We start from the raw sequence: 23,323 nt of genomic DNA on the forward strand, positions 1-23,323 counted from the left end.
TCCCCGACGACCTGACCCGTCCGACCCCATGGGGTCGGGCGGGTCAGCCGTCTCCGGAGCCGCTCAGGCGGGATCGACCAGGACGCGCTCGACCACGGCGGTCGCGTCGCCGTCGTCCCCCACCACGTGCACCAGCTGGGCGTCGCGATCCGGGAGCCACGCGGGCGCGGCGTGGTCCAGGACGACGTGGCCCGCGCGGGCCAGCACGTCGTACCACTCCCAGCTGTGGACGAGCGCCGACTCGCACCCCGCCGGGGTCGCGACGGAGGCGTCGGCCACCCCCCAGACGAGTCGCAGACCGTCGGGCGCGCGTCCGACCAGCTCCGCGAGCACCGCCCCCACCCCTCCGGACGGGGCCTCGCCCGCACCGCGCTGGAGGTAGACCACGTGCGGGTCTCCGTCGCCCTCGTCCGCGCGCAGCCTCGACCGGAGCCGGTGCTGGGCCCAGGCGCCGGCCTCGTCGTCGCCCAGGTCGGGGTCGAGGTGCACCAGCAGCCCGCCGCGGGGGCCGCCCCACAGGCTGGTCCGCCGCAGGGCGTCCAGCTCCGAGCGCGGCAGGTCGTCGACCACGGCGTCGCCCAGCGAGACCATCAGCTCGGTGCCGTCGCTGCGCACGACGAGCCGGTAGGTGCCGCTCGGCGCCGGAGTGGGGTGCGGCTCTCCCTCGGCCGTGGTGACCAGGTCGAGGTCCCAGGTCCCCTCCCCCCGGCGTACGCCGACCACGCGGTGCCCCACGGCCCGGCCCTCGACGCCCTCGAGCAGCACCTCGGCGCCGGCCGGCGGGTCCACCTCGAGGACCACCCGACCGGGCTCGAGGTCGACGCCGCCGACCAGCAGGCCCGCCGGGTGGCGCGAGACGTCGGTCGGGGCCGCCGTGACCCGCAGGACCAGGACGCCGTCGGTGTCCTGCTCGAAGGCGAAGCGGCGTCCGTCGGCCACGACGGGGCGGGCGGCGGAGCCGTGCGGGTCCAGGGCGGCGAGGAGGGCCGACCGGCGCACGCCCTGGTGGGCGAGCTCCACCCGCACCCGCCAGTCGCCGACGGCCAGGTGCTCCAGACCGACCTCGCAGCGGAGCACCCCGCGGTCGTGGCGCTGGTGGGTCTCCCCCGCCCAGCGCGTGACAGCCGGGTCCGCAGACAGGTCGACGGGCACCTCGAGGGTGCCCGCGGCCGGCGGGCCCTCCCACCAGGTCTGGGCCTCGGGGGCGGGCGCGGCCCCGGGCTCGTCGTCGGGCACGCCGAGCAGGGCGGCCCAGAGCTCGACCTGCACGGCGTCGTCGTGGACCCGGGCCCGCACCAGCTCGACGCGCAGCGGGGTCTCCTGGCCGCCCAGCCGGGTCATGCCGACGGGCAGGTCGAGCCCGTCGAGCCCGTCGAGGTCGGCCAGCACCGCGTGCACCTGCCCGTCCTCGACCCGGGTCGGGAGCCGGCCGGCCAGGTCGTCGACCTGGGTCAGGAACGAGGCGAGCTCCTCGCCACGGTCCTGCCCGGCCAGCCACGCCGCGACCCGGTCCTCGACGGGGACCTCCGCCAGCAGGTCGCCGGCGGCCTCGACGAGCTCGGCGGCGTGCCGGGAGAGCAGTCCCCACGTGTCCGCGGTCGCCTCGTCGGCGCGGCGCAGCAGCGGGGGCAGGTCGCGCGCCAGCGCCCCGCAGGCCCGTTGGCGTCGGGCGTCGTCGAGGTCGACGCTCTCGAGCAGCGCCAGGGCCGAGCGGTCCTGGGCGACCCGGGCCGAGACCAGCTCCTCGTAGGAGGTGACCGGCTGGTCGACGGGTTCGTGGCCGTGGGGGTGGCGGTGCTCGCGCAGGGTCGTGGCGGTGACGTCGCGGTGCCCATGGACCATCAGGGCCACGGCCGCCGTCTGGCCATCGGGCTCGGCGTCGTCGACCAGCCGGGCCCACGAGTCCCGCGGGACGAGCAGGCGGCCCAGCAGCGGGGTGCGGGCCCAGCCCCCCTCGGTGGGCGGCGGGTCGTCGACCAGTCCCCCGAGCGCCACGGCACCCCCGGCCGCGTGGCCCACGTGGCCCGAGCGGTCGTCGTGGGCCGCGTCGCCGACCGCGGCGAGGAGAGCGGCCACGGCTCCCGGCAGGAGCAGCTGCCCGCTGCTGAGGTGGAGCAGCCAGCGTCCGCGCGCGGCAACGGCCCCGAAGCGACGGGCGGCCGCCCAGTCCTCGCCGAGCATGGGGGCCACCCGGACGCGCTGGTCGGCGGCCTCCGCGGCCTCGGCCAGGTGCCCGAGGTGGTCCTGCATCGCGACCACGACGACCTCGGTGCCCGGGGCGTCCTGGTCCAGCGCCGAGTCCAGGGTGCGCGCGGCGACGGCCAGCTCCCCGTGCAGGAGCACCACGACGCTGACCGCGGGGTGGCGGGTCCGGGCCCGGCGCAGCGACTCACGGGAACGGCGGCGTACGCCCTGCCCCAGGTCGGTGAGCGCGTCGGTGGGGAGCAGGTCGACGACCCGGCGGAAGCGGTCGCGCGGGTCTGGGGTCATACCTCGGCATCATGCCGCACCCCCCGACACGCACGACGCGCACCGGGCCACGGGCCCGGTGCGCGTCGAGGAGTAGGCGGGTCAGCCCTTCTTGGCCAGGTCCGCGATCGACTTCAGCTTGTACTTCTGGGCGGTCTGCTTGGTCACGACCACCGCGTCGCTGTCCTGCGCCTGGGAGGTCTTGAGCGCCACCAGGTTGGCGGGCAGGGCCTTGGCGAGCGCCGCGGCGACGTCGGTGGGGCTGGTCGCGGTGGCGTTCTTGTCCAGGTAGGTCAGGATCGTGCCGGAGTACTCCGGGAACAGGTCCAGCGACCCGGACTTCAGCGCCGGGTAGTACTTCTCCCGGCTGCCGATGTTGAGCTTGGTCGAGACCGTCGCGCCCTGCGCCTCGAGCGCCTTGGCGTAGATGTCGGCCAGGATCACGTTCTCGGGGAAGTTGGCCGACCCCACGGTCAGGGTGGTGCCCGAGGCGGAGGTCCCGCTCGCGTCCAGGCCGTTGGACTTCAGCCAGGCGGCGGCGACCGCGGCCGGGTCCTTCTTGTCGTTGGCGACCTGGCCGATGAGCTGGCCCAGGCCCGAGGTGGTCAGCTTGGCCGAGATGCCGTTGAGCACCTGCTTGACGCCGTCGCTGGCCTTGGCCTTGTTGATGATCGGGACGACGTTCTGCGCCGCGAAGTTGCTCTTGGGGTCCGAGAGGATGACGAACCCGTTGGCCTTGATGGCCGGGTCGGTGGTGAACAGGTCCACCGCGTCGACCTGGCCGCGCTTGAGGGCGTTGACGGTGACGGGGCCACCGGTGTCGGTGACGGTGTACTTGCCGAACGTGACCCCGTAGTTCTTCTCCAGGCCGGGGATGCCGTCGGTGCGGGTCTTGAACTCCGGCGGACCGCCGAAGATCATCTGGCTGGCGACGGTGCTGCCGCCGCCACCGCCGCTGCCGGACGAGGACGACGAGCTGCTGCCGCACGCGGACAGACCCATCGTGAGGGCGGTCGCGAGCGAGGCGACGGCGATGAGCTTGGTCTTCATGGCTTCTCTCCTGGGTGGGCTGTTCTGGACGTGTCTACCGTCCGGCGCCGACAGGTCGGGACCGGGTCCGCTGGGCGGACGAGGATGCGGGTGGGGTGCGGTGGGGTTCGGGGGCTGGACGCGCTGGACGGGTCTTCTCGGACGTCGACGTCTCACCGCCCCTCGGCCGTGAGCTCCTCGACGAGCACGCCGGAGCGCGCGTCGCCCTCGGAGCCGGCCTCGGACGCACCCGTGGTCGGGCCGCCCGAGCGGGAGCCGGTGTCGCGGCGGGTGCGCCCGGAGACACCCCGCGAGACGGTCGCGCGCTGGAGCAGCGCGAGCAGCAGGTCGGCGGCCAGCGCCAGCGCGGCGACCAGCAGGCCCCCGCTGATCATCTGCGGGTAGTCCTTCTGCGCGAGGCCGTCGTAGATGAAGCGACCCAGCCCGCCCAGGGTGACGTACGACGCGATGGTCGCCGTCGCGATCACCTGGAGCGTCGCGGACCGGAAGCCCGAGAAGATCAGGGGCAGCGCGTTGGGCAGCTCGACCCGGGTCAGCACCTGCGGCCCGGTCATCCCCATCCCGAAGGCCGCGTCGCGCACGGCCGGGGACACGTTCTGGACGCCGGCGAAGGTGTTGGCCAGGATCGGGGGGATCGCGAGCAGCACCAGCACGATCTCGGTGGGGATCAGGTAGCCGGCGTTGGTGCGCCCGTAGAAGTGCGGGGCGATCACCACCACCAGCAGCACCAGCACGCCCACCGTCGGCAGCGCGCGCACGGCGTTGGCGACCGTGATCAGCCAGGTCGCCCGCCCGGTGTGCCCGATCCACAGGCCCAGGGGCAGCGCGATCACCAGGGCGATCGCCAGCGCGATCAGGCAGAACCCGACGTGGGCGCCGAGCTGGCCCCAGATGCCGGTGTCGAAGTTGGTGCTGCGCCAGTGGGCCGGGTCGGTCAGCCAGCCGAAGGTGTCGCCGATCATCGGGCCACCGCCCGACGCCAGGGGGTGAGCAGGCGCGCGACCAGCAGCACGAACGCGTCCAGGACCAGCGCCAGCAGCACGCACAGCAGGATGCCGAGCACGATCGGCGGGTAGTAGGGCTGGTCGACCGAGAGCGTGAATCCCTGGTCGAAGAGCCGGCCCAGGTTGTCCATCCCGATCGTGCCGGCGACGGCCACGATGCTCACGTTGGCCACGATCGCGACCCGCAGCCCGGCGGTGATGACCGGCACCGCGATCGGCAGCTCCACGGAGAAGAACCGCCCGACCGGCGTGTAGCCGATCGCGGTCGCCGCCTGGAGCGTCTCCGAGGACACCGACCCCAGGCCGTCGGCGACCACCCGGACCAGCAGGGCGGTGGAGTAGACGCTGAGGGCGATGGGGACCTGGAGCGGGCTCAGCACGTCGAGGCCGAGCAGCGGCGGGATCAGCACGAACAGTGCGATCGAAGGGATCGTGTAGAGCAGGCCGGTGATCGACATCATCGGCGGGTAGACCCAGGAGTAGCGGCTGGCCAGCCAGCCCAGCGGGAGCGCCAACAGCAGCCCGACGACGACCGGCACGACCGAGAGCCAGGTGTGGTCCCACAGCCAGCCCAGGTCCTGGGCCCGGTGGTCCAGGAAGTAGCCCCAGAACCACAGCGGGGAGGAGCTGGAGGAGTCCACCTCAGGCCTCCTTCTCCACCGGGGCCGCCGCACTCTCCGCGGGCTCCCGCTCGATCAGGTCCAGGACCTGGCGGGCGGTGACCGAGCCGAGCAGGCGACCCTCGTCGTCGACGACCACGCCGCGGCGCGACGGCGAGGACAGGCAGGCGTCCAGGGCTGCCCGGAGGCTGCCGCCCTGGGTGGCCAGCGTCCCGCCGCGCAGCAGCTCGTCCTCGCTGACCGTGTCGGCCCGGCCGTGCCCGTCGACCCAGCCCTGGGGACGACGCTCGCCGTCGAGGGCCAGCACCAGTCCCTGGTCGCGCGGCACCGGGTCGCCGACGGTGACGGTGCGCTCGGTCGCCACGGGCAGCGAGTCGCCGCCGGTGAAGCCCAGCGCCCGGTAGCCGCGGTCGCGGCCGACGAACTCGGCCACGAACGCGTCGACGGGGCGCGAGAGCAGCTCGTGCGGCGGCGCCAGCTGGGCCAGGGTGCCCCCGACCCGCAGGACCGCCACCTGGTCGCCGAGCTTGATCGCCTCGTCGATGTCGTGGGTGACGAACACGATCGTCTTGCCCAGATCGCCCTGGAGGCGCAGGAACTCCTCCTGGAGCTGCTCGCGCACCACGGGGTCCACGGCCGAGAACGGCTCGTCCATCAGCATCACCGGCGGGTCGGCGGCCAGCGCCCGGGCGACCCCGACGCGCTGCTGCTGCCCCCCGGAGAGCTGGGCGGGGTAGCGCTTGGCGAAGGCGGGGTCGAGCCCGACGCGCTCGAGCAGCTCCAGCGCCCGCGAGCGCGCCTCGCGCTTGTCGGTGCCGAGCAGGAACGGGACGGTCGCCACGTTGTCCACGATCGTGCGGTGCGGGAAGAGACCGGCGTGCTGGATGACGTAGCCGATCCGGCGGCGCAGCTCGTGGGTCGGCATGCTCGCGGTGTCGGTGTCGTCCATCCAGACCGTGCCCGCGCTGGGCTCGATCATCCGGTTGATCATCCGCAGCGAGGTGGTCTTGCCGCAGCCCGAGGGGCCCACCAGGACGGTGATCTGGCCGGTGGGGGCCTCGAGGTCGAGCTCGTCGACGGCCACGGTGCCGTCGGGGTAGCGCTTGGTGGCGCGGTCGAAGCGGATCACGGGGAGCTCTCTCCTGCAGGACGGCCTGACCAGAGCCCGTACGGCGGCTCAGGTGCGGGAGCGTGACCCGCACCGGATGAGAATATGACACGTAAGTCAATGAGCCCGGATGCTTTGCGCCCCGGCGGGCCGGGCAGCCCGTCCTGCGCACCCCGTCGGAGGACCCCCGAACGACCCTGAGGAGGTGGCGCGCGTGACGCTCGTCGACGGTTCCGGCCTGACCCTGGACCAGATCGTGGCGGTGGCGCGCCAGGGCGCCCCGGTGCGCCTCGACCCGTCGGCGCGGGAGCGGGTCACCGCCTCCCGGGCGTACGCCGACGAGATCGCCGCGCGCCGACCCGTCTACGGCCGCTCGACCGGGGTGGGCGCCAACCGCGAGGTGGTCCTGCCCGACCCGGCCTCCCAGGCCCGCCAGCTGCTGCGCTCCCACGCGACCAGCTCGGGCGAGCGCCGCTCGGCCCCCCGGGTGCGCGCCATGCTCGCGATCCGCCTCAACCAGCTCGCCGCCGACGGCAACGGCATCGACCCCCGCGTCCTGGACGCCCTGGTCGACATGATCAACCTCGGGGCCCTGCCGCCCGTGCGCGAGGGCGGCAGCGTCGGCACCGCCGACCTCGCGGCGCTGGCCACGACCGCGCTGGTGCTCGCCGGGGAGCGGCCCAGCGAGCCGCCCGTGCGCACCACGGTCGGCTTCGGCGCCGGGGACGCCCTGACCTTCATGTCCAGCAACGCCGCCGTCCTGGCCGACGCCGCGCTGGCCGTCGCGGACCTCGACCGCCTGGCCCGCAGCTCGCTGGTGATCGCGGCGATGGCCTTCGCCGCCGCCCGCGGCAACGTGGAGGCGTTCTCGCCGGCCGTGGAGGTCGCCACGCCGTTCGCCGGGGCCCGCTGGGTCTGCAGCACGCTGCGGGCCCTGACCGACCCGGGCGAGGACGCCGAGCCGCCGGCCCGGATCCAGGACCCCTTCGGGCTGCGCACGCTCCCGCAGGTGCACGGCGCGCTCAGCGACCGGATCGCCTTCGCCGAGCAGGTCGTGGTGGCGATGACCAACGCGCCCTCGGAGAACCCGATCGTCTCGGCCACCCTCGGGGTGGCCCACCACGGGGCCTTCCACGCCACCTACCTGGTGCAGTCGCTCGACGCCCTGGTCCTGGCGCTGGCCCAGTCGGCGCAGCTCAGCCTGGCCCGGCTCACGATGCTCGCCGAGCCGGCGTACACCGGCATGCACCCGTTCCTGGGGGACGGCACCCCGGCCGCCTCGGGGGTGATGATCGTCGAGTACAGCGCCGCCTCGGCCCTGGCCGAGCTCCGCGCGCTGGCGACCCCGGCGGGCACCCAGGTCGTCACGCTGTCGCGCGGCGTCGAGGAGGACGCGTCCTTCGCCACGCTCGCGGCCCAGCAGGCGCTCGGCGCGGTCTCGCGCTACCGGGCGGTGCTGGCCGGCGAGCTGGTCGCGGCCCTGCGGTGCCTGCGGATGCAGGACCGCCACCCCCCGGCCCTGCTGCCGGTGCTGGCCTACCTCGACGAGCGGGACGGCGGCGTCCCCGACATGCACGACCGCGACCTCACCTCCGACCTGCTGCTGGCCGAGGACCTCGTCGACCACCTGGCCGACCACGCCGACGCCGTACGCCGTCCCGCTGGCCCCTGAGACCGGCCGACCGCGGCCTCACGCAGGTCCTAGGAGCGGTCCCCCGGGACCCGGCAGGCGCGCTCGAGCAGCAGGGCCGCGCCGAGCAGCAGGGCCGAGCCGACGGCGGCCGCGCCGGCATGGAGCAGCCGGCTCTCGGCCGACGGGTCGCTCAGCCCGAGCTGGGCCAGGGCGTAGCCGGAGTACCCGCCGAGCAGCAGCGCCCCCACCAGCGAGCAGGCCTGGGCCAGCGCGAGCCGGTTGACGGCCTGGTGGTGGGCCAGCGCGAACCGCTCGCGGCGCACCGTGCGCCGGGTCGTCCACGCGGTGACGCCGACGGCGGCGGCCAGGAACAGAATCAGCCCGATGGTGCCCCAGCCGATGCGGGGCTCGACGACGCCCGCGCGCAGGGCCAGGGGCCGCAGCGCCCACCCGCCGACGAGTCCGACGAGCAGCAGCACCACCAGGGTGCGGTGGCCCGTCGGGCCGACGCGACCGCCGTCCGGACCGCCGGGGCCCTCGGGACCGTCGCCCGGGCCGTCGCCGGGACCGTCGGAGGGCCGGTCGGAACGGTCGACGCGGGCAGCGGCGTCGACGGACGGGCGTGCGCCGGACCGGCGCTGACCGGGCGTCCTCATCGTGCTGGTCCTCCTGCCGGTGCCGTCGAGGCCGGGGTCAGCCGATCTCGAGCTCGATGTCGTCGCGGCGGGTGATCCCGTCGCGGCCCACCTGCTCGAGGAGCTCGGCGACGGACCCGACCCCGGGGATCTCGGCGTCGTCCTCGACGTCGTGCCAGGGGGCGAGGACGAAGGCGCGCTGACCGGCGCGCGGGTGCGGCAGGACCAGGTCGGGCTCGTCGGCCCGACGGTCGCCGAGCACGATCAGGTCGACGTCGAGGGTGCGCGGGGAGTTCTGCTCGCCCCCGCGCTCACGGCCGTACGCCGACTCCACGGCCAGGGCGCGCTCGAGCAGCGTGCGCGCCGACAGCGTGGTGTCGAACAGGACGACCGCGTTGAGGAACTGGCGCGACCCCTCGGGCGAGTCGACGGGGTCGGTCTCGTAGACCGGGGAGACCGACGTCAGCCAGACCTCGGGGGTCTCCCCCAGCGAGGACACCGCGCCCTGGAGGTTGCTGCGACGCTCGCCCAGGTTGGACCCGATGGCGATGACGCCGCGTCGGATCGGGTGCATCTCGCCGGTCAGGCTGTCGGCGTCGACGATGTTCGGGTTCGGGGACTCGGTCACTTATCGGCTCCGGTTGATGGTCAGGGCGACGTCGGTGAACGTCGCCTGGATCGGGGCGTGCGGCTTGTGCACGGTGACTTCGACGTCACCGACCCGCGGGTCGTGCAAGCAGGTGTCGGCGATGCGCTGGGCCAGGGTCTCGATGAGGTCGACGGGGTCGTGGGCCACGGCCGCCACCACCTGGTCGACGAGCGCACCGTAGTCCACGGTGTCGGCCAGGTCGTCGCTCGCGGCGGCCCCGGAGGTGTCCAGCCCGAGGACCAGGTCGATCACGAAGTCCTGGCCGTCGCGGCGCTCGAAGTCGAAGACCCCGTGGTGACCCCGCACCGTGAGCCCGCGGACGGCGAGCCGGTCGGGCCGGGCCGTGCGGCTCGGGCCGTCCGTGCGGCCCGCGATGGCAGGGGTGTCGGAGAGGGTCATGGTGCGTCCGACCCTACCGGCGTCGCTGTGCCCCCGGCACCGGGACCGCCCACGGCCCCGCCCCCCACCCCGCCGAGGGGGCCCACCTGGCCGCCGAGGAGGCCCACCTGGCGGCCGAGGAGGCGCGTGTGGTCGCCGAGGAGGCTCGTCTGGCGACCGAGGGGCCCACGCAGGACCGGCCGGCGAGGGGCCGGGGCGGGCGCGGGCAGCGGCGGAGCGGCATGTAGATCGGGTTGGGCTCCCGGGCTGGGTCCCCGCTTGGTCGTCTCAGGGGGCGGTGGGGCCGAGGTCGAGCCAGCGGGTGACGACCCGGATCGCGTCCAGGCTGCCGCGGATCTCGTGGACGCGCACGGCCCAGACGCCCTGGACGGCGGCGATCGTGGTGAGCGCGACGTTGGCGGCCTCGCGGTCGAGCACGGGCCGCGGGGAGCCGTCGGGGCCGGCCAGCAGCTGCCCGAGGAAGGACTTGCGGCTGGACCCGACCAGCACGGGCACGCCGAGGCTCTCCAGCTCCGGCAGCCGCTGGAGCAGCTCCCAGTTGTGCTCCGCGGTCTTGGCGAAGCCGAGCCCCGGGTCGGCGACCAGGCGGTCCGGGTCGACGCCGGCCGCGACGGCGTCCTCGAGCCGTCGGGCCAGCTCGTCACGGACCTCGACCAGCACGTCGTCGTACGCCGCGTGGTGCTGCATCTCGATCGAGTGCGCCCGCCAGTGCATCGCGACGTACGCCGACCCGTGCTCGGCCACGACCCGGAGCACGTCGGGGTCGGCGAGCCCGCCCGAGACGTCGTTGACCAGCACGGCGCCGGCCTCGAGCGCGGCGGCGGCGACCTCGTGGCGCATCGTGTCGACCGAGACCGCGACGCCCTCCTGGGCCAGGGCCCGGATCACCGGGACGACGCGGCCGAGCTCCTGGGCCACCAGCGGCCGGGTCGCCCCGGGACGGGTGGACTCACCCCCGATGTCGACCACGTCGGCGCCCTGGGACCGCAGCGCCAGCCCGTGCCGGATGGCCGCCTCGGTGGTGGCGTGCTGACCGCCGTCGGAGAAGGAGTCGGGGGTGACGTTGACGATCCCCATCACCAGCGGCCGGTCGAGGACCGGCAGCCCCGCCGCCCAGGCTCCGGGGTCGGCGGGTCCCGAGGGGCCTGCCGGGCCGGTCATCGCGAGGCGTTGATCAGCGACATCGCCTCGGCGCGCGTGGCGGGCTGGTGCATCATCCCGCGCACGGCGGAGGTGATCGTGCGGGCGCCGGCCTTGCGCACCCCGCGCATGGTCATGCACAGGTGCTCGGCCTCGATGACGACGATCACGCCGCGGGGCTCGAGGATCCGCACCACCGCGTCGGCCACCTGGGTGGTGAGCCGCTCCTGCACCTGGGGGCGCTTGGCGAAGACGTCGACGACCCGGGCCAGCTTCGACAGCCCGGTGATCTTGCCGTCCGTGCTGGGGATGTAGCCGACGTGGGCGACCCCGGTGAAGGGCACCAGGTGGTGCTCGCACATCGACCAGAGCTCGATGTTGCTCACCAGCACCATCTCGTCGTGGCCGATGTCGAAGGTCGTGGTCAGCACCTCGTCGGGCGTCTGGTGCAGCCCGACGGTCAGCTCGGCCCAGGCTCGCGCCACCCGGGCCGGCGTGTCCTGGAGACCCTCGCGGTCGGGGTCCTCCCCGATGGAGAACAGCAGCTCGCGCACGGCGGCGGTCGCCCGGTCGTGGTCGAACGGGGCCACGGCCCCCTGGCCCTGGCCCACCCGGTCGATGCTCACGCCGTGGTGCTCCCGCCCCCGGGCGCCGGCGGCTGCGTGGGCCCGCCGTTGCTGGAGGGACCGCCGTGCAGGTCGCCGCCGGAGCCGGGCCCGATCACCACGGCCCCCTGGTCCTGCTCGGGGGCAGCACCCTGGCCCGCGGCGATCCGGATCTTCTCCGGGATCACCACCGGCGGGATGTCCGAGGGGTTGCGGGTCGGCGAACCGGTCCAGGCCGCGCGCACCGGGAAGCGGCGCAGCGGCTCGAAGATCTTCGCGATCTGGGCCTTGTCGAGCGTCTCCTTCTCCATCAGCTCGAGCACCAGCGCGTCGAGGACGTCGCGGTTCTCCTCGAGGATGTCGAAGGCCTCCTGGTGAGCGGTGGTCAGGAACTTCTTGGTCTCGTCGTCGACGGTCGCGGCGACGTCCTCGGAGTAGTTGCGCGAGTGCCCCATGTCGCGGCCCAGGAACGGCTCGCCCTGGGTCTCGCCGAGCTTGATCGCGCCCAGGCGCTCGGTCATGCCGTACTGCGTGACCATCGCGCGGGCCAGCGAGGTGGCCTTCTCGATGTCGTTGCCGGCGCCGGTGGTCGGGTCGTGGAAGACCATCTCCTCCGCGGCGCGGCCGCCGAGCATGTAGGCGAGCTGGTCGAGCATCTCCGAGCGGGTCTGGGAGTACTTGTCCTCGTCGGGCAGCACCATCGTGTAACCCAGGGCCCGCCCGCGCGGCAGGATCGTGACCTTGTGCACGGGGTCGGTGCCGGGCAGCGCCGCGGCGACGAGGGCGTGGCCGCCCTCGTGGTAGGCGGTGATGAGCCGCTCCTTCTCGCTCATCAGTCGCGTGCGCTTCTGCGGGCCGGCGATGACGCGGTCGATCGCCTCGTCGAGGGCGTAGTTGTCGATCTGCTTCTTGCTCTCGCGAGCGGTCAGCAGGGCGGCCTCGTTGAGCACGTTGGCCAGGTCGGCGCCGGAGAAGCCCGGCGTACGCCGTGCGACGGAGACCAGGTCGACGTCGGGGCCCATTGGCTTGCCGCGGGCGTGGACCTTGAGGATCTGCTCGCGACCGTTGAGGTCCGGGGCGTCGACGCTGATCTGGCGGTCGAAGCGACCCGGGCGCAGGAGCGCGGGGTCCAGGATGTCGGGGCGGTTCGTGGCCGCGATCAGGATGACCCCGCCGCGCACGTCGAAGCCGTCCATCTCCACCAGCAGCTGGTTCAGGGTCTGCTCGCGCTCGTCGTGGCCGCCGCCCATGCCGGCGCCGCGGTGACGACCCACGGCGTCGATCTCGTCGATGAAGACGATCGCGGGGGCGTTCTCCTTGGCCTGCTCGAACAGGTCGCGGACGCGGGAGGCGCCGACGCCGACGAACATCTCGACGAAGTCCGAGCCGGAGATCGAGTAGAAGGGCACGCCGGCCTCACCGGCGACCGCGCGGGCCAGCAGGGTCTTGCCGGTGCCGGGCTGGCCGTAGAGCAGGACGCCCTTGGGGATCTTGGCGCCGACGGCCTGGAACTTGGCGGGCTCCTGGAGGAACTCCTTGATCTCGCCCAGCTCCTCGATCGCCTCCTCGCACCCGGCGACGTCGGCGAAGGTGGTCTTGGGCATGTCCTTGCTGATCAGCTTCGCCTTGGACTTGGCGAACTGCATGACCTTGCCGCCGCCGCCCTGGATGTTGTTCATCAGGAACAGGAACAGGCCGATGATGATCAGGATCGGCAGCAGGCTGAAGAACAGCGAGGTCAGCGCGCTGGGCTGGGGGTTCTGCACCGTGTAGTGCTCGATCGTGCCCTTGGCGTACTGCTGCTGCGCCTGGCGGACGAGGCCGACCTGCTGGCCGTTGACCCAGGTGCTCATCACCTTGTCGCCGTTGTCCAGCGTGGCCTGGATCTGCTGCTCACCGCCGTCGCGGAAGGTGATGTCCTTGACCGCCCCGGACTGGATCTTGGAGACCATCTCGGAGGTGTCGATCTCCTTGTAACCCCCGTTCGGCACGAGGTACTGCAGGGCGAGCAGGACTCCGACCACGGCGACGACGATCCACAGCCAGGGGCTACGTACGAACTTCTTCACCCGGTCATCCTCTCAGGTGGGTCCACACCTCGTGCACCGCCTGCACGACTCCTGTCAACTCGGTCTCCCGATGGGGTCGGTTCGGCCATCATGGAGGGCGTGGAGGCAGCCCAGACCGTGGTCCTGCCCGAACGCCTGCTCGGCCCGTCGTTGACCGCGGCCGGACTGGCCGCCTGGATCCTCTCCTTCGCCGGTCAGGAGGTCTCGTCGCGACGCACCCGCGACCTCCAGGACCTGGTCGACGCCGGTCTGCGCTCGGGCGAGCACGACGTCGAGATCGTGCGCACCGTGGTCGAGGAGGCGGTCGCGCTCTGGCTCGCCGCCGCCGACCTCGCGGACGCCTGGGCGGTCGAGACCCGCACGGCCGACGAGGACGGGGCCAGCACGCGGGTCGCGGAGTTCGGTCGGATGTCGTCCCGCCTCCGCGTGCGGGCCGAGTCGCTCCAGAAGGTGCTGGACCGGGCGGGACGCCCTCAGCTGTAGACGTGCGGGGCCAGGGTGCCGATGTCGCGCAGGTTGCGGTACTTCTCGTTGTAGTCGAGGCCGTAGCCGACGACGAACTCGTTGGGGATGTCCCAGCCGACGTACTTCACGTCGACCTGCATCGTGAGGGCCTCGGGCTTGCGCAGGAGGGTGCAGATCTCGACCGAGGCGGCGCTGCGCGAGGCCAGGTTGGCGGTGAGCCAGCTCAGGGTCAGGCCGGTGTCGATGATCTCGTCGACGATCAGGACGTGGCGCCCGCTGATGTCGGTGTCGAGGTCCTTGAGGATCCGCACGACGCCCGAGCTCTTGGTGCCGGAGCCGTAGGAGGAGACCGCCATCCAGTCCATCTCGAGGTGGCGGGAGAAGGCGCGGGCCATGTCGGCCATCACCATCACCGCTCCGCGCAGCACCCCGACGATCAGGAGGTCCTGACCCTCGTAGTCCTGCTCGATCTGGCGGGCCATCTCCCCCAGCCGCCGCCGGATGTCGTCCTCGGTGAAGAGGATGTTGACGAGGTCACCGTCGACGTCGGCTGCGTCCATGGGGTGCAGCCTGTCACAGGTCCCGGGTCCGTGCTCCGGCGGTCACCGGCGGGATCGCGCGATCGGGAAGGTCCCGGCGGCGTACGGCGTTCAACCCTCCATGCAGCTCTCCGTCCTCGACCTCGTGCCCGTCCGCTCCGACCAGACCACGGGTGACGCGCTCGCCGCGAGCCGCGGCCTGGCCCGCGTGGCCGACGAGCACGGCTACCAGCGCTACTGGGTGGCCGAGCACCACAACATGCCGGCCGTCGCCGCGACCAACCCGCCGGTCGTGATCGCGATGCTGGCCGCCGCGACCGAGCGGATCCGGGTGGGCTCGGGCGGCGTGATGCTGCCCAACCACGCACCGCTGGTGGTGGCCGAGCAGTTCGCGCTCCTCGAGGCGGCGTTCCCCGGGCGGATCGACCTCGGCATCGGCCGCGCGCCGGGCTCGGACCCGGTCACGTCCTGGGCGCTGCGCCACGGCGCCGGCGGCGTCGAGGACGACGCGGTCTCCCGCTTCCCCTCCTACCTCGACAACGTGGTCGCGATGATGAGCCCCGGCGGCGTGGGGCTCCAGGTGCAGGGCCGCACCCACGCGCTGCACGCGACGCCCGCGCCGACCTCGGTCGCCGACGTGTGGCTGCTGGGGTCCTCGGACTACAGCGCCCGGCTGGCCGCCGAGAAGGGCCTGCCCTACGTCTTCGCCCACCACTTCTCGGGGCACGGCACCGCCGAGGCGCTGCAGCTCTACCGCTCGACCTTCCGACCGTCGGCGGCGCTGGCCGAACCGCGCACGTTCCTGACCGTCAACGCGGTGGTCGCCACGACCGCCGAGGAGGCCCGGCGGCTGGTGCTGCCCAACCTGCACTCGATGGTCGCGCTGCGCACCGGCGGCCAGCTGACCCCGCAGCGCACGGTCGAGGAGGCCGAGGCCGACCCGCTGCCCGAGGCGCACCGGTCGCTCGCGGAGTCGATGCTGACCCGCTGGGTCGTCGGCGACCCGGAGCAGTCGTCCAAGCAGGTGCGCGAGCTGGCCACGACGTACGACGTGGACGAGGTCATGGTCCACCCCGTCGCCGGCGCCCTGGCCGGCACCGACCCCCGCACCGCCCCGGCCCGCGAGGCCACCCTGCGCCTGCTCGCCGACGCGCTCTAGTCCTCGGGCGTCGACCGGGTCCGCTCCAGGACCAGCACCCCGTCACGGCGCACGGCGCGCAGGTGGCCGGGGAGGTCGACCCACTTCTGGCCGTGCCAGTCGGTGACCAGGGCGTCGACCTCGAGCAGGTGCACGGTGAACAGCTCGGCCGGGAGCGCGCCCGCGCCCAGCGCCGCGAGCCGCAGGACCCGCAGGCGCACCGCCTCGTGCAGCGCGAGCAGCCGCCCGACGTCGAGACCGCCCGGCACGTCGGGTCGCAGGGCGTCGAGCAGGGCGGCGTCGGTCACCTCGTCGAGGTAGGCGGTGTCGGTGCGCAGCTGGTCGGCCGTGCGGGCCAGGTTGGCGGCGACGCCGGGACCCAGCTCGCGCTCCAGCAGCGGCAGCACGGTCGTGCGCACCCGCACCCGGGTGAACCGGTCGTCGGCGTTGTGGGGGTCCTGCCACGGCTCGAGACCCTGGACCAGGCAGGCGGTCTCGGTGTCGGCGCGGGTCAGGTCGAGCAGCGGACGCCGGAAGACCTCGAAGGAGCGCCGCATCCCCGATAGCGACCGGGCCCCGGCTCCCCGGGTCAGCCCCAGGAGCACCGTCTCGGCCTGGTCGTCGAGGGTGTGGCCCAGCAGCACGGCCGAGGCGGAGAAGTGGGTGGCCATCTCGGTCAGCACCGCGTAGCGGGCCTCCCGGGCGGCCGCCTCCGGCCCCGTCCCCCGCTCCTGCACCGACACCCGGGCGCGCACGGTCTCGTCGACGCCGATCGCGGCCATCTGCTCCACCACGCGGTCGGCCTGGGCCGAGGAGTCCTCCTGGAGGCCGTGGTCGACGGTCGCGCCGACCACGCGCCAGCGGCCACGCTCGCGGGCGGCCACCGCCCCGGCGACCAGCGCGAGGGAGTCGGCCCCGCCCGAGCAGGCGACCAGCACGGTCGCGCCCGGCTCGAGGTCGCGCAGGCTGCGGCGCACGGCCGAGCGGACCGCCGTCAGGGCCGGGTGCTGCCCCACGCGATCAGCCGTGGACGCGGGCGACCCACAGCTGCGGGTCGAGGATCTCGGTCTTGGAGGGCAGGTGGGCCGGCTCGGACCAGACGGCGTTGAACCCGTCCATGCCGACCTTGTCGACCACGTGGCGCACGAAGATCGCGCCGTCGCGGTACTGCGCCATCTTCTGGTCCAGGCCCAGCAGCCGACGCATCAGCCGGTCGAGCGCGCCGACGCCCTTGCGGCGCTCGGTGAACTTGGCCCGGATCTCGGCCACGCTGGGGATGACCTCGGGGCCGACGCCGTCCATCACCACGTCGGCGTGGCCCTCGAGCAGGCTCATCACACCGGTGATCCGGTCGACCACGGCCTTCTGCTCGGGGCTGGAGAACAGGTCCATCAGGGAGCCGTCGGTGCGGCCCGAGACCAGGTCGCCGATCTTCTTGACGAAGTCGCCGACGAGCTGGGCCGGGTCGGTGGAGACGCTGCCGATGATCGAGTCCATCTCCGAGCGCAGGTGGTCGGTCATCCACGGCACGGCGGTGAACTGCACCCGGTGGGTCTCCTCGTGCAGGCAGACCCAGAGCCGGAAGTCGTGGGGGTCGGCGCCCAGCTCGCGCTCGGCGTGCACGATGTTGGGCGCCACCAGCAGCAGTCGACCCTGCTCGCCGGGCTGGTCGTGGAAGGGGTCGAACTGCCCCAGCACCTTGGAGCCGAGGAAGCCCAGCATCGTGCCGAGCTCGACCCCGGTGATCCGCGAGCCGATCGCCTCGGCGACGGGGCCGGGCGCACCCTTCTTCTCCTGGAGCCGCTCCACCAGGGGCGCGATGATCGTGGCGAAGCCGTCGGCGTTGGCCTGGATCCAGCCCGGGCGGTCGACGACCAGCACCGGCGCGCTGCGCTCGGTGGCGACCAGCCCGGTGAACTCGCGGACCAGCGGCGTCGAGCGGTCCGCTCCCGCACGCAGCTCCTCGACGGCCTCGTGGGCCTCCGCGGCGGAGACCTTGGGCCCCTCGCCGACCAGTCGCGAGCCGACCCGGACGGCGAGGTCCCAGTCGACCATGCCGGATCGCCCGTCAGGTCGTCCGCTGCTCGATCGTCCCCCACCGCTCGTCATGACGAGGACCCTACGCCGCACCTGCACGCCCCCAGCGCCCCGGCGATGCGGTCCACGAGCGTCTGCGCCTCGAGCTCCTTGGTGGGCGGGACGCGGTCGGCGACGACCACGAACACCATCCGCGCGCCGCTCAGGTCCTCCGTGGTGCCGGCCAGCGCGTGCACCCCGGTCAGGGTGCCGGTCTTCGCGCGCACCCGGCCGCGGGCGGCGGCCGGACCCTCGTCGAACCGGTCGGCCAGCGAGCCGGTGAAGCCCGCGACCGGCAGGCCGGTGAACACCGGGCGCAGGGTCGGCTGCTGCTGCTCCTGGGCGAGGCGGAGCGCCCCGGCCAGCGAGGCCGGGTCGAGCCGGTTGCCGCGCGAGAGCCCGCTGCCGTCGAGGAGCCGGTCGCCCGCGGTGGTGACGCCGAGTCGGCGTACGACGTCCAGGACGGCGGCCGCGCCCGCGGACGACGTCCCCTGCTGCCGCTCGGCGAGGCCCACGTGACGGGCCAGCACCTCGGCGGCGTTGTTGTCGCTGACCGCGAGCGTGCGCTCGACGATCTCGCCCAGCGGCGCGCTGCGCACCGAGCCGACGTCGAGGGCGTCCGGCGGCGCCACCCGGCGGGTCACCTGCGGCCGCACCCGGAGGCCGGCGGCCACCAGGCGGGCACGGAAGACGGCCGCCGCGGCCGGGGCGGGGTCGGTGATGAACCCGTAGCCGCTCGGCGAGCGGGCCTCGTCGACCATCAGCGCGCTGGTCGGCGCCACCACGTCGGGCACGTAGCCGGGCGCCCACGCGGGGTTGACGGCCGGACCGGTGAAGGCCGAGTCGTCGTACGCCAGCCGCACCCGACCCGGCCCCAGGGTCGAGCGGTGGCGGGCCACGATGCGGGCGAGGGTCGTGACGTCCGCCCGCTGGGGGTACGACGCGCCGGGCGACCCGGGCGCGCTGGCCAGGAACGGGTCGCCCCCGCCGACGAGCACCAGCGTGCGGGTCGCCGGCAGCCACCGCACCGTCGTGGTGAAGCGCGCCATCGGCCCGAGGACGTCGAGCGCGGCCGTCGTGGTGAGCAGCTTGGCCGTCGAGGCCGGGGTGATGGTGGGGGCGCCGATCCGCAGCACGGTCCGCCCGGTGCGCTCGTCGGTGACGACCACCGCGAGGTGCCGGCCGAGCACGTCACGCTCGAGGAGGGGACGCACGGCGGCCGCGACCCGGGCGGCCTGCGGGGTCGTCTCGGCCGACTCCCCGGCGACGGGGCGCACGGCCGTGGCCCGGGGCAGCCGCAGCCCGACCGGGGGGAGCACCGACGCGGGCTGGGAGCTCGGGTCGATCGCCCGCCACCCGAACCAGCGCGCGCCCAGGTCGAAGCGGTAGGCCACCACACCCGCCCCCAGCAGGGCGAGCACGACGATCTCGGCCGCGAACCGTCGCAACGGACGCGCCCGCGAGTGGCGTTGGTCACCCACAGCGGCTCCTGACCTCCTCGAGGGTGCCGTTCCACCAAAGTGCTGCGACACTAACCCGCGTGCGCCCGCGGAGGCGTGACCTGGTGCCTGCTGGAAGGAAGAGCTGTGGAGTTCGACGTGCTCGTGGAGATCCCCAAGGGTGAGCGGAACAAGTACGAGGTCGACCACCACAGTGGCCGCATCCGCCTCGACCGCACGCTCTTCACCTCGACGCAGTACCCGGCGGACTACGGCTACATCGAGGAGACCCTCGGTCTCGACGGCGACCCCCTCGACGCGCTCGTCCTGCTCCAGGAGCCGACCTTCCCCGGCTGCCTGATCAAGTGCCGCGCCATCGGCATGTTCCGGATGACCGACGAGGCCGGCGGCGACGACAAGGTCCTCTGCGTCCCCGCGAACGACCCGCGCCTGGAGCACCTGCGCGACATCAACCACGTCTCGAAGTTCGACCGCCTCGAGATCCAGCACTTCTTCGAGGTCTACAAGGACCTCGAGCCCGGCAAGTCCGTCGAGGGCGCCAACTGGGTCGGCCGCGCCGAGGCCGAGGCCGAGGTCCGCGCGTCCTTCCAGCGCCTCAAGGACGAGGGCTCCGAGACCGCTCACTGAGCGCTCGCCGGTCCGGGCTCCGGGTGGCCGGGGTCGCCCGCCGTGGGGCGTGCTGCTGTGCTGGCTGACCACGCGCGTTGCTGATCGGCGTACGGGTGGTGAGGTACTGCGCGCCTCCCGTGGCGCGCGTGGGTGGTTGCCGGCCGCGAGATCCACACATTTGTGTAGCGGATGCAGCACCTGACGCCCGATCCGCTGCAACTCCTACACAAAAGTGTGGGCACTGCGACACCACGCTGCTCGTGGTCGCCCGACCGACTCGACGCCTACACATCTGTGTAGCGACTGCAGCGTCCGGGACCTCGACCTGCTGCATCCGCTACACAAAAGTGTGGGAGTGGGGCCCGCGCCGCACGCCGGAGGTCGCGCCGGCCGTCACCCGTCCCGCCGTACGACGCCCAGCGGCCTCCCGCCGGCGCACGGCCTCAGGCCTTGACCGCCCGGAAGTAGGCGATCGCGCCGGAGGTGGTGATCGTGACGTCGTGCATGGAGCCGGCGCGCAGCCAGGAGCGGAGGTCGGCGCGGGTGACGCCGGGGCCGAGGAGGCCGGCTGCACGCCCGCCGCGGCGCACGGGCTCGTAGCGCAGGCCGGTGTCGTTCATCAGCGCGCTGCCCGTCAGCACGCCGCCCGGGTGCAGCACCCGGACCAGCTCGCGGGTCGCGACCAGCGGGTCGGGGAAGCAGTGCAGCCCGGTGAAGCTGACCACCAGGTCGAACTCGTCGTCGGCGAACGGCAGGGCGCCGACGTCGGCGACGACGGTCTCGACCTGGGCTGCGACCCGGTGCCGCTCCGCGGATGCGATCGTGCGCCGGAGCATCCGGGCCGAGATGTCCGCGGCCACGTAGCGCACGCCCTGGCCGGGGCGCAGCCCGCGCAGGGCGACGCCGCCGCCGCTGGGCACGTCGAGCACCGAGGACCCGGCCGGTTGGCGGGCGATCTCGGCGGTCGCGGCGTGCAGCAGCCGGAGGTCGCTGCCGATGCCGGCCTCCCACATCCAGCCGCCCACGGTGGGGTGCTCGACCGACCAGTCGTAGACGTGGCCCCACAGCGGGTCCTCGCTCCAGCCACCCAGACCGGGCAACCGGTCCAGGCCCGGCAGCCGGGGCACCCGCGGCAGCCGCAGGGCGGGACGGCGGCTCAGTAGCCCGACTCCAGCATCTCGGCGCGCAGGAGGTCGGCGGGGATGCCGAAGGCGTCGACGAGGTCTTCGGCGACCGGGCGGATCTCGCGGCACAGCCGGTTGACCTCGCGGCTGATCGCCTTGCTGCGCTGGCTGGAGAGCCGACCGTGCTCCATGAACCACGCACGGTCGGCCTCGAGCACGCTCAGGGCGTGCAGGTCGCGCAGGCGGGTCAGCACCTCGGCGTCGGCGTGGTCACCGGACACGGCGGCCTCGACGGCGTCGGTGAAGCTCTCGAGCACCACCCGCTCCATGTGGGAGCGCGCGGCGTGGATGACGTGGTCCTGCACCTGGCTGAACACCTGCACCGGGTCCATCCCGGAGTCGATGCCCCGCTTGAGCCGGCGCGCGACGCCGGAGAGCACGTGCTCCTCGCGCCAGCGCATCATGGTCAGCTGGTAGTCGGGGTCCCGCAAGCCCGACTCGTCGTCGCCGGTGTCGGTGGGCAGCACGTCGCGCAGCCGCTCGAGCAGCTTGTGCACGGCCGTGCGCTCGATGACGGTCTCGACCGCGAGGTCGGCGACGAACTTGGCGACCCCGAACTGGTCGAGCTCCTCGAAGTTGGTGCTGTAGTCGGTGAGCAGGCCCTTGGCCACCAGCTGGAGCAGGACGTGGTTGTCGCCCTCGAAGGTGGTGAACACGTCGGTGTCGGCCTTGAGCGCCGCGAACCGGTTGACCGCCAGGTAGCCGGCGCCGCCGCAGGCCTCGCGGCCCTCCTGGATGGTGTCGGTGGCGTGCCAGGTCCCCAGCGCCTTGGTGCCCGCGGCGCGCGACTCCAGCGCACGCCGGTCGCGCTCGGAGGTCTCGGAGTCGCTGAACACCTCGTGCAGCTGGCCGGCCAGCTCCTGCTGCGCGAAGTGGAGGGCGTACGTCGCGGCCAGTCGCGGCAGCAGCCGGCGCTGGTGCAGGCCGTAGTCGAGGAGCAGCTCCTCCTCGTCGGTGCCGGGCGGGCCGAACTGGCGGCGCTTGAGGGCGTACTTCACCGCGATGGCGAGCGCCACCTTGCTGGCCGAGATCCCCGCGCCGCCCACGCTGACCCGGCCCTGGACCAGGGTGCCGAGCATGGTGAAGAAGCGCCGGTCCTGGTTCTCGATCGGCGAGGTGTAGGTGCCGTCCTCGCTGACGTCGGCGTAGCGGTCGAGCAGGTTGTCGCGCGGGACCCGCACGTGGTCGAACCACAGCCGGCCGTTGTCGACGCCGTTGAGGCCCATCTTGGGACCGTCGTCGCCGGTGCGCACGCCCGGCAGGTCCTCGCCGTCCTCGCCGCGGATGGGCACCACGAAGGCGTGCACGCCCTGGCTCTCGCCCTCGATCTCGAGGATCGCGAAGACGACCGCGAGGGTGGCGTGGGCCGCGGCGTTGCCGATGTAGTCCTTGCGCGCGGACTCGGTCGTCGTGGTGATCACGAACTCGTCGGTGTCGGCGTCGTACGTCGCGACCGTGCCGAGGTGCTGGACGTTGGAGCCGTGCCCGGACTCGGTCATCGCGAAGCAGCCGAGCAGCTCGGCCTGGATCAGCGGGCGCAGGTAGGCGTCGTGGTGGCGCTTGGTGCCCAGGTGCAGGATCGCGCCGCCGAAGAGGCCGAACTGCACGCCGGCCTTGACCAGGACCGACAGGTCGCCGAACGCGAGCGTCTCGAAGGCCGCGATGGAGGCGCCGACGTCACCGCCCCCGCCGTACGCCGTGGGGAAGCCGAGCCCGGTCGCCCCGGTGCGCGCCATCTCGACGATCACCTCGCGCACCCGCTCGCGGAAGTCGGCGGTGGACATCGTGCGCTGGTCGTCCAGCACGCTCGCCGCGTCGGCGAGGTTCTTGCGCACGAGGTCGCGGACCTCGGCGTGGCGACCGTCCAGCAGGGCGGTCAGGGCAGGGACGTCGACGGTGAGCAGCTCGGCCTCGGGCATGGCCCCACTGTGCCGTACAGGTGTGCACCCGGTCACCGGATCCGCGAACGCGGGCGGTCCCAGGGTCAGGGGCGACCGACGAAGTCGGGGTACCAGTTGTAGATCGAGTTGTAGCGGACGAAGGCGCCCGTGTGCGGGGCCTCGATGAACTGGCCGCCGCCGAGGTAGAGCGCGACGTGGTGGATGCCGGACGGGGCGCCGTTGCTGCTGAAGAACAGCAGGTCGCCCGGGCGGGCGTCGGCCATCGAGACGTGGGTGGTCTGGTCGTACTGCGCGCCGGTGTAGTGCCCCAGCGCGACTCCCCCGCGCGCCCAGGCCTGCATGGTCAGGCCCGAGCAGTCGAAGCTGTCGGGCCCGGCGGCGGCCCACACGTAGGGCTTGCCCAGCTGGGCCTTGGCGTAGGCGATCGCCCGCGCCACGGCACCGGCGGGGCTGGGGGCGGGCTGGCTCACCACGGGCGCGGCCACGGGGGCCGGGGGGACGTAGACGGGGCCCGGGTCGGGGCGCGCCGCGCTGGCCGTCACGCTGGTCGTGGCGGCCGCGGCGCGCGAC

Annotated in this window: 21 protein-coding genes and 1 pseudogene; 4 read left to right on the forward strand and 18 right to left on the reverse strand. The window is 73.7% G+C overall.

Features of this window, described 5'->3' with window-relative positions:
* Positions 1 to 63: 63 nt before the first annotated feature.
* The 5 genes and pseudogenes from ACYVDA_RS10610 to ACYVDA_RS10630 form a co-directional block, all read right to left on the reverse strand.
* Positions 64 to 2,490, reverse strand: a complete 2,427-nt coding sequence (locus ACYVDA_RS10610) for a glycosyltransferase (protein ID WP_460818091.1) — start codon at positions 2,488 to 2,490, stop codon at positions 64 to 66.
* An 81-nt stretch (positions 2,491 to 2,571) separates the two neighbouring features.
* On the reverse strand, positions 2,572 to 3,519 hold the full coding sequence (locus ACYVDA_RS10615) for a glycine betaine ABC transporter substrate-binding protein (protein WP_460818093.1): 948 nt from the start codon (positions 3,517 to 3,519) through the stop codon (positions 2,572 to 2,574).
* A gap of 152 nt (positions 3,520 to 3,671) precedes the next feature.
* Entirely contained in the window at positions 3,672 to 4,481 is an 810-nt protein-coding gene (locus ACYVDA_RS10620) for an ABC transporter permease (protein WP_460818095.1), read from the reverse strand.
* Positions 4,478 to 5,164 (reverse strand): ABC transporter permease, encoded by a 687-nt coding sequence (locus ACYVDA_RS10625; protein WP_460818098.1) that lies wholly within the window; start codon positions 5,162 to 5,164, stop codon positions 4,478 to 4,480. The genes ACYVDA_RS10620 and ACYVDA_RS10625 overlap by 4 nt, the downstream gene beginning before the upstream one ends.
* Positions 5,165 to 5,549: 385 nt before the next feature.
* Positions 5,550 to 6,272, reverse strand: a pseudogene (locus ACYVDA_RS10630) (ABC transporter ATP-binding protein); the annotation flags it as partial.
* A gap of 193 nt (positions 6,273 to 6,465) precedes the next feature.
* On the opposite strand from ACYVDA_RS10630, the gene ACYVDA_RS10635 reads away from it, so the two are divergent.
* On the forward strand, positions 6,466 to 7,923 hold the full coding sequence (locus tag ACYVDA_RS10635; RefSeq protein WP_460818100.1) for an aromatic amino acid lyase: 1,458 nt from the start codon (positions 6,466 to 6,468) through the stop codon (positions 7,921 to 7,923).
* Between the two features lie 29 nt (positions 7,924 to 7,952).
* Here the strand turns inward: ACYVDA_RS10635 and ACYVDA_RS10640 are convergent, their stop codons facing one another.
* The 6 genes from ACYVDA_RS10640 to ftsH all read right to left on the reverse strand — a co-directional run bounded on the left by ACYVDA_RS10640 (position 7,953) and on the right by ftsH (position 13,381).
* Positions 7,953 to 8,540 carry a DUF3180 domain-containing protein gene (locus ACYVDA_RS10640; protein ID WP_460818103.1) on the reverse strand — a complete coding sequence of 196 codons (588 nt, stop codon included), beginning with the start codon at positions 8,538 to 8,540 and terminating at the stop codon, positions 7,953 to 7,955.
* Positions 8,541 to 8,577: 37 nt separating this feature from the next.
* A complete protein-coding gene (folK, locus tag ACYVDA_RS10645; RefSeq protein WP_460818106.1) occupies positions 8,578 to 9,147 on the reverse strand; it encodes a 2-amino-4-hydroxy-6-hydroxymethyldihydropteridine diphosphokinase in 570 nt (189 codons plus the stop codon).
* Positions 9,148 to 9,567, reverse strand: a complete 420-nt coding sequence (gene folB / locus ACYVDA_RS10650) for a dihydroneopterin aldolase (protein WP_460818110.1) — start codon at positions 9,565 to 9,567, stop codon at positions 9,148 to 9,150.
* 267 nt (positions 9,568 to 9,834) lie between these two features.
* Positions 9,835 to 10,644 carry a dihydropteroate synthase gene (folP, locus tag ACYVDA_RS10655; protein WP_460818175.1) on the reverse strand — a complete coding sequence of 270 codons (810 nt, stop codon included), beginning with the start codon at positions 10,642 to 10,644 and terminating at the stop codon, positions 9,835 to 9,837.
* 80 nt (positions 10,645 to 10,724) lie between these two features.
* Entirely contained in the window at positions 10,725 to 11,297 is a 573-nt protein-coding gene (gene folE / locus ACYVDA_RS10660; protein ID WP_460818177.1) for a GTP cyclohydrolase I FolE, read from the reverse strand.
* Between the two features lie 32 nt (positions 11,298 to 11,329).
* Entirely contained in the window at positions 11,330 to 13,381 is a 2,052-nt protein-coding gene (gene ftsH, locus ACYVDA_RS10665; protein WP_460818113.1) for an ATP-dependent zinc metalloprotease FtsH, read from the reverse strand.
* 99 nt (positions 13,382 to 13,480) lie between these two features.
* Here ftsH and ACYVDA_RS10670 point away from each other — a divergent pair, with 99 nt between their 5' ends.
* On the forward strand, positions 13,481 to 13,864 hold the full coding sequence (locus ACYVDA_RS10670) for a hypothetical protein (RefSeq protein WP_460818115.1): 384 nt from the start codon (positions 13,481 to 13,483) through the stop codon (positions 13,862 to 13,864).
* On the opposite strand, the gene hpt is transcribed toward ACYVDA_RS10670, so the two are convergent.
* The gene (gene hpt / locus ACYVDA_RS10675; RefSeq protein ID WP_460818117.1) at positions 13,855 to 14,406 is read right to left on the reverse strand and encodes a hypoxanthine phosphoribosyltransferase; all 552 of its coding nucleotides are present in this window, start codon (positions 14,404 to 14,406) and stop codon (positions 13,855 to 13,857) included. The two genes, ACYVDA_RS10670 and hpt, sit on opposite strands and share 10 nt — an antisense overlap.
* 100 nt (positions 14,407 to 14,506) lie before the next feature.
* On the opposite strand from hpt, the gene ACYVDA_RS10680 reads away from it, so the two are divergent.
* The gene (locus ACYVDA_RS10680; RefSeq protein ID WP_460818121.1) at positions 14,507 to 15,544 is read left to right on the forward strand and encodes an LLM class flavin-dependent oxidoreductase; all 1,038 of its coding nucleotides are present in this window, start codon (positions 14,507 to 14,509) and stop codon (positions 15,542 to 15,544) included.
* Here ACYVDA_RS10680 and tilS read toward each other — a convergent pair.
* From tilS to dacB, 3 genes are read right to left on the reverse strand one after another with little or no spacing between them, the layout of a single operon-like run.
* Positions 15,541 to 16,539: a tRNA lysidine(34) synthetase TilS gene (tilS, locus tag ACYVDA_RS10685; RefSeq protein WP_460818125.1), complete on the reverse strand. Its 999-nt coding sequence runs from the start codon at positions 16,537 to 16,539 to the stop codon at positions 15,541 to 15,543. The two genes, ACYVDA_RS10680 and tilS, sit on opposite strands and share 4 nt — an antisense overlap.
* A gap of 4 nt (positions 16,540 to 16,543) precedes the next feature.
* Positions 16,544 to 17,578 carry a zinc-dependent metalloprotease gene (locus tag ACYVDA_RS10690; RefSeq protein WP_460818127.1) on the reverse strand — a complete coding sequence of 345 codons (1,035 nt, stop codon included), beginning with the start codon at positions 17,576 to 17,578 and terminating at the stop codon, positions 16,544 to 16,546.
* Positions 17,579 to 17,628: 50 nt separating this feature from the next.
* Positions 17,629 to 19,080 (reverse strand): D-alanyl-D-alanine carboxypeptidase/D-alanyl-D-alanine endopeptidase, encoded by a 1,452-nt coding sequence (gene dacB, locus ACYVDA_RS10695; RefSeq protein WP_460818131.1) that lies wholly within the window; start codon positions 19,078 to 19,080, stop codon positions 17,629 to 17,631.
* Between the two features lie 75 nt (positions 19,081 to 19,155).
* Between dacB and ACYVDA_RS10700 the strand changes: the two genes are divergently transcribed.
* The gene (locus ACYVDA_RS10700; RefSeq protein ID WP_460818133.1) at positions 19,156 to 19,686 is read left to right on the forward strand and encodes an inorganic diphosphatase; all 531 of its coding nucleotides are present in this window, start codon (positions 19,156 to 19,158) and stop codon (positions 19,684 to 19,686) included.
* 425 nt (positions 19,687 to 20,111) lie between these two features.
* Here ACYVDA_RS10700 and ACYVDA_RS10705 read toward each other — a convergent pair whose 3' ends face one another.
* The 3 genes from ACYVDA_RS10705 to ACYVDA_RS10715 all read right to left on the reverse strand — a co-directional run.
* Positions 20,112 to 20,795 carry a class I SAM-dependent methyltransferase gene (locus ACYVDA_RS10705; protein WP_460818136.1) on the reverse strand — a complete coding sequence of 228 codons (684 nt, stop codon included), beginning with the start codon at positions 20,793 to 20,795 and terminating at the stop codon, positions 20,112 to 20,114.
* Between the two features lie 29 nt (positions 20,796 to 20,824).
* Complete coding sequence (locus ACYVDA_RS10710) at positions 20,825 to 22,771, reverse strand: acyl-CoA dehydrogenase family protein (protein ID WP_460818138.1); 1,947 nt, start codon at positions 22,769 to 22,771, stop codon at positions 20,825 to 20,827.
* A 65-nt stretch (positions 22,772 to 22,836) separates the two neighbouring features.
* Positions 22,837 to 23,323, reverse strand: a 487-nt coding sequence (locus ACYVDA_RS10715) for a C40 family peptidase (protein WP_460818141.1), incomplete at its 5' end; no start/stop codon positions are given.

The organism is Nocardioides korecus, assembly GCF_054778395.1.

Bases quoted from the DNA above. Each gene is read 5' to 3' on its own strand.
- ACYVDA_RS10610 (WP_460818091.1), bottom strand. From the start codon at position 2,490: ATGACCCCAGACCCGCGCGACCGCTTCCGCCGGGTCGTCGACCTGCTC.
- ACYVDA_RS10615 (WP_460818093.1), bottom strand. From the start codon at position 3,519: ATGAAGACCAAGCTCATCGCCGTCGCCTCGCTCGCGACCGCCCTCACG.
- ACYVDA_RS10620 (WP_460818095.1), bottom strand. From the start codon at position 4,481: ATGATCGGCGACACCTTCGGCTGGCTGACCGACCCGGCCCACTGGCGC.
- ACYVDA_RS10640 (WP_460818103.1), bottom strand. From the start codon at position 8,540: ATGAGGACGCCCGGTCAGCGCCGGTCCGGCGCACGCCCGTCCGTCGAC.
- folB (WP_460818110.1), bottom strand. From the start codon at position 9,567: ATGACCCTCTCCGACACCCCTGCCATCGCGGGCCGCACGGACGGCCCG.
- folP (WP_460818175.1), bottom strand. From the start codon at position 10,644: ATGGGGATCGTCAACGTCACCCCCGACTCCTTCTCCGACGGCGGTCAG.
- hpt (WP_460818117.1), bottom strand. From the start codon at position 14,406: ATGGACGCAGCCGACGTCGACGGTGACCTCGTCAACATCCTCTTCACC.
- ACYVDA_RS10680 (WP_460818121.1), top strand. From the start codon at position 14,507: ATGCAGCTCTCCGTCCTCGACCTCGTGCCCGTCCGCTCCGACCAGACC.
- ACYVDA_RS10690 (WP_460818127.1), bottom strand. From the start codon at position 17,578: ATGGTCGACTGGGACCTCGCCGTCCGGGTCGGCTCGCGACTGGTCGGC.
- ACYVDA_RS10710 (WP_460818138.1), bottom strand. From the start codon at position 22,771: ATGCCCGAGGCCGAGCTGCTCACCGTCGACGTCCCTGCCCTGACCGCC.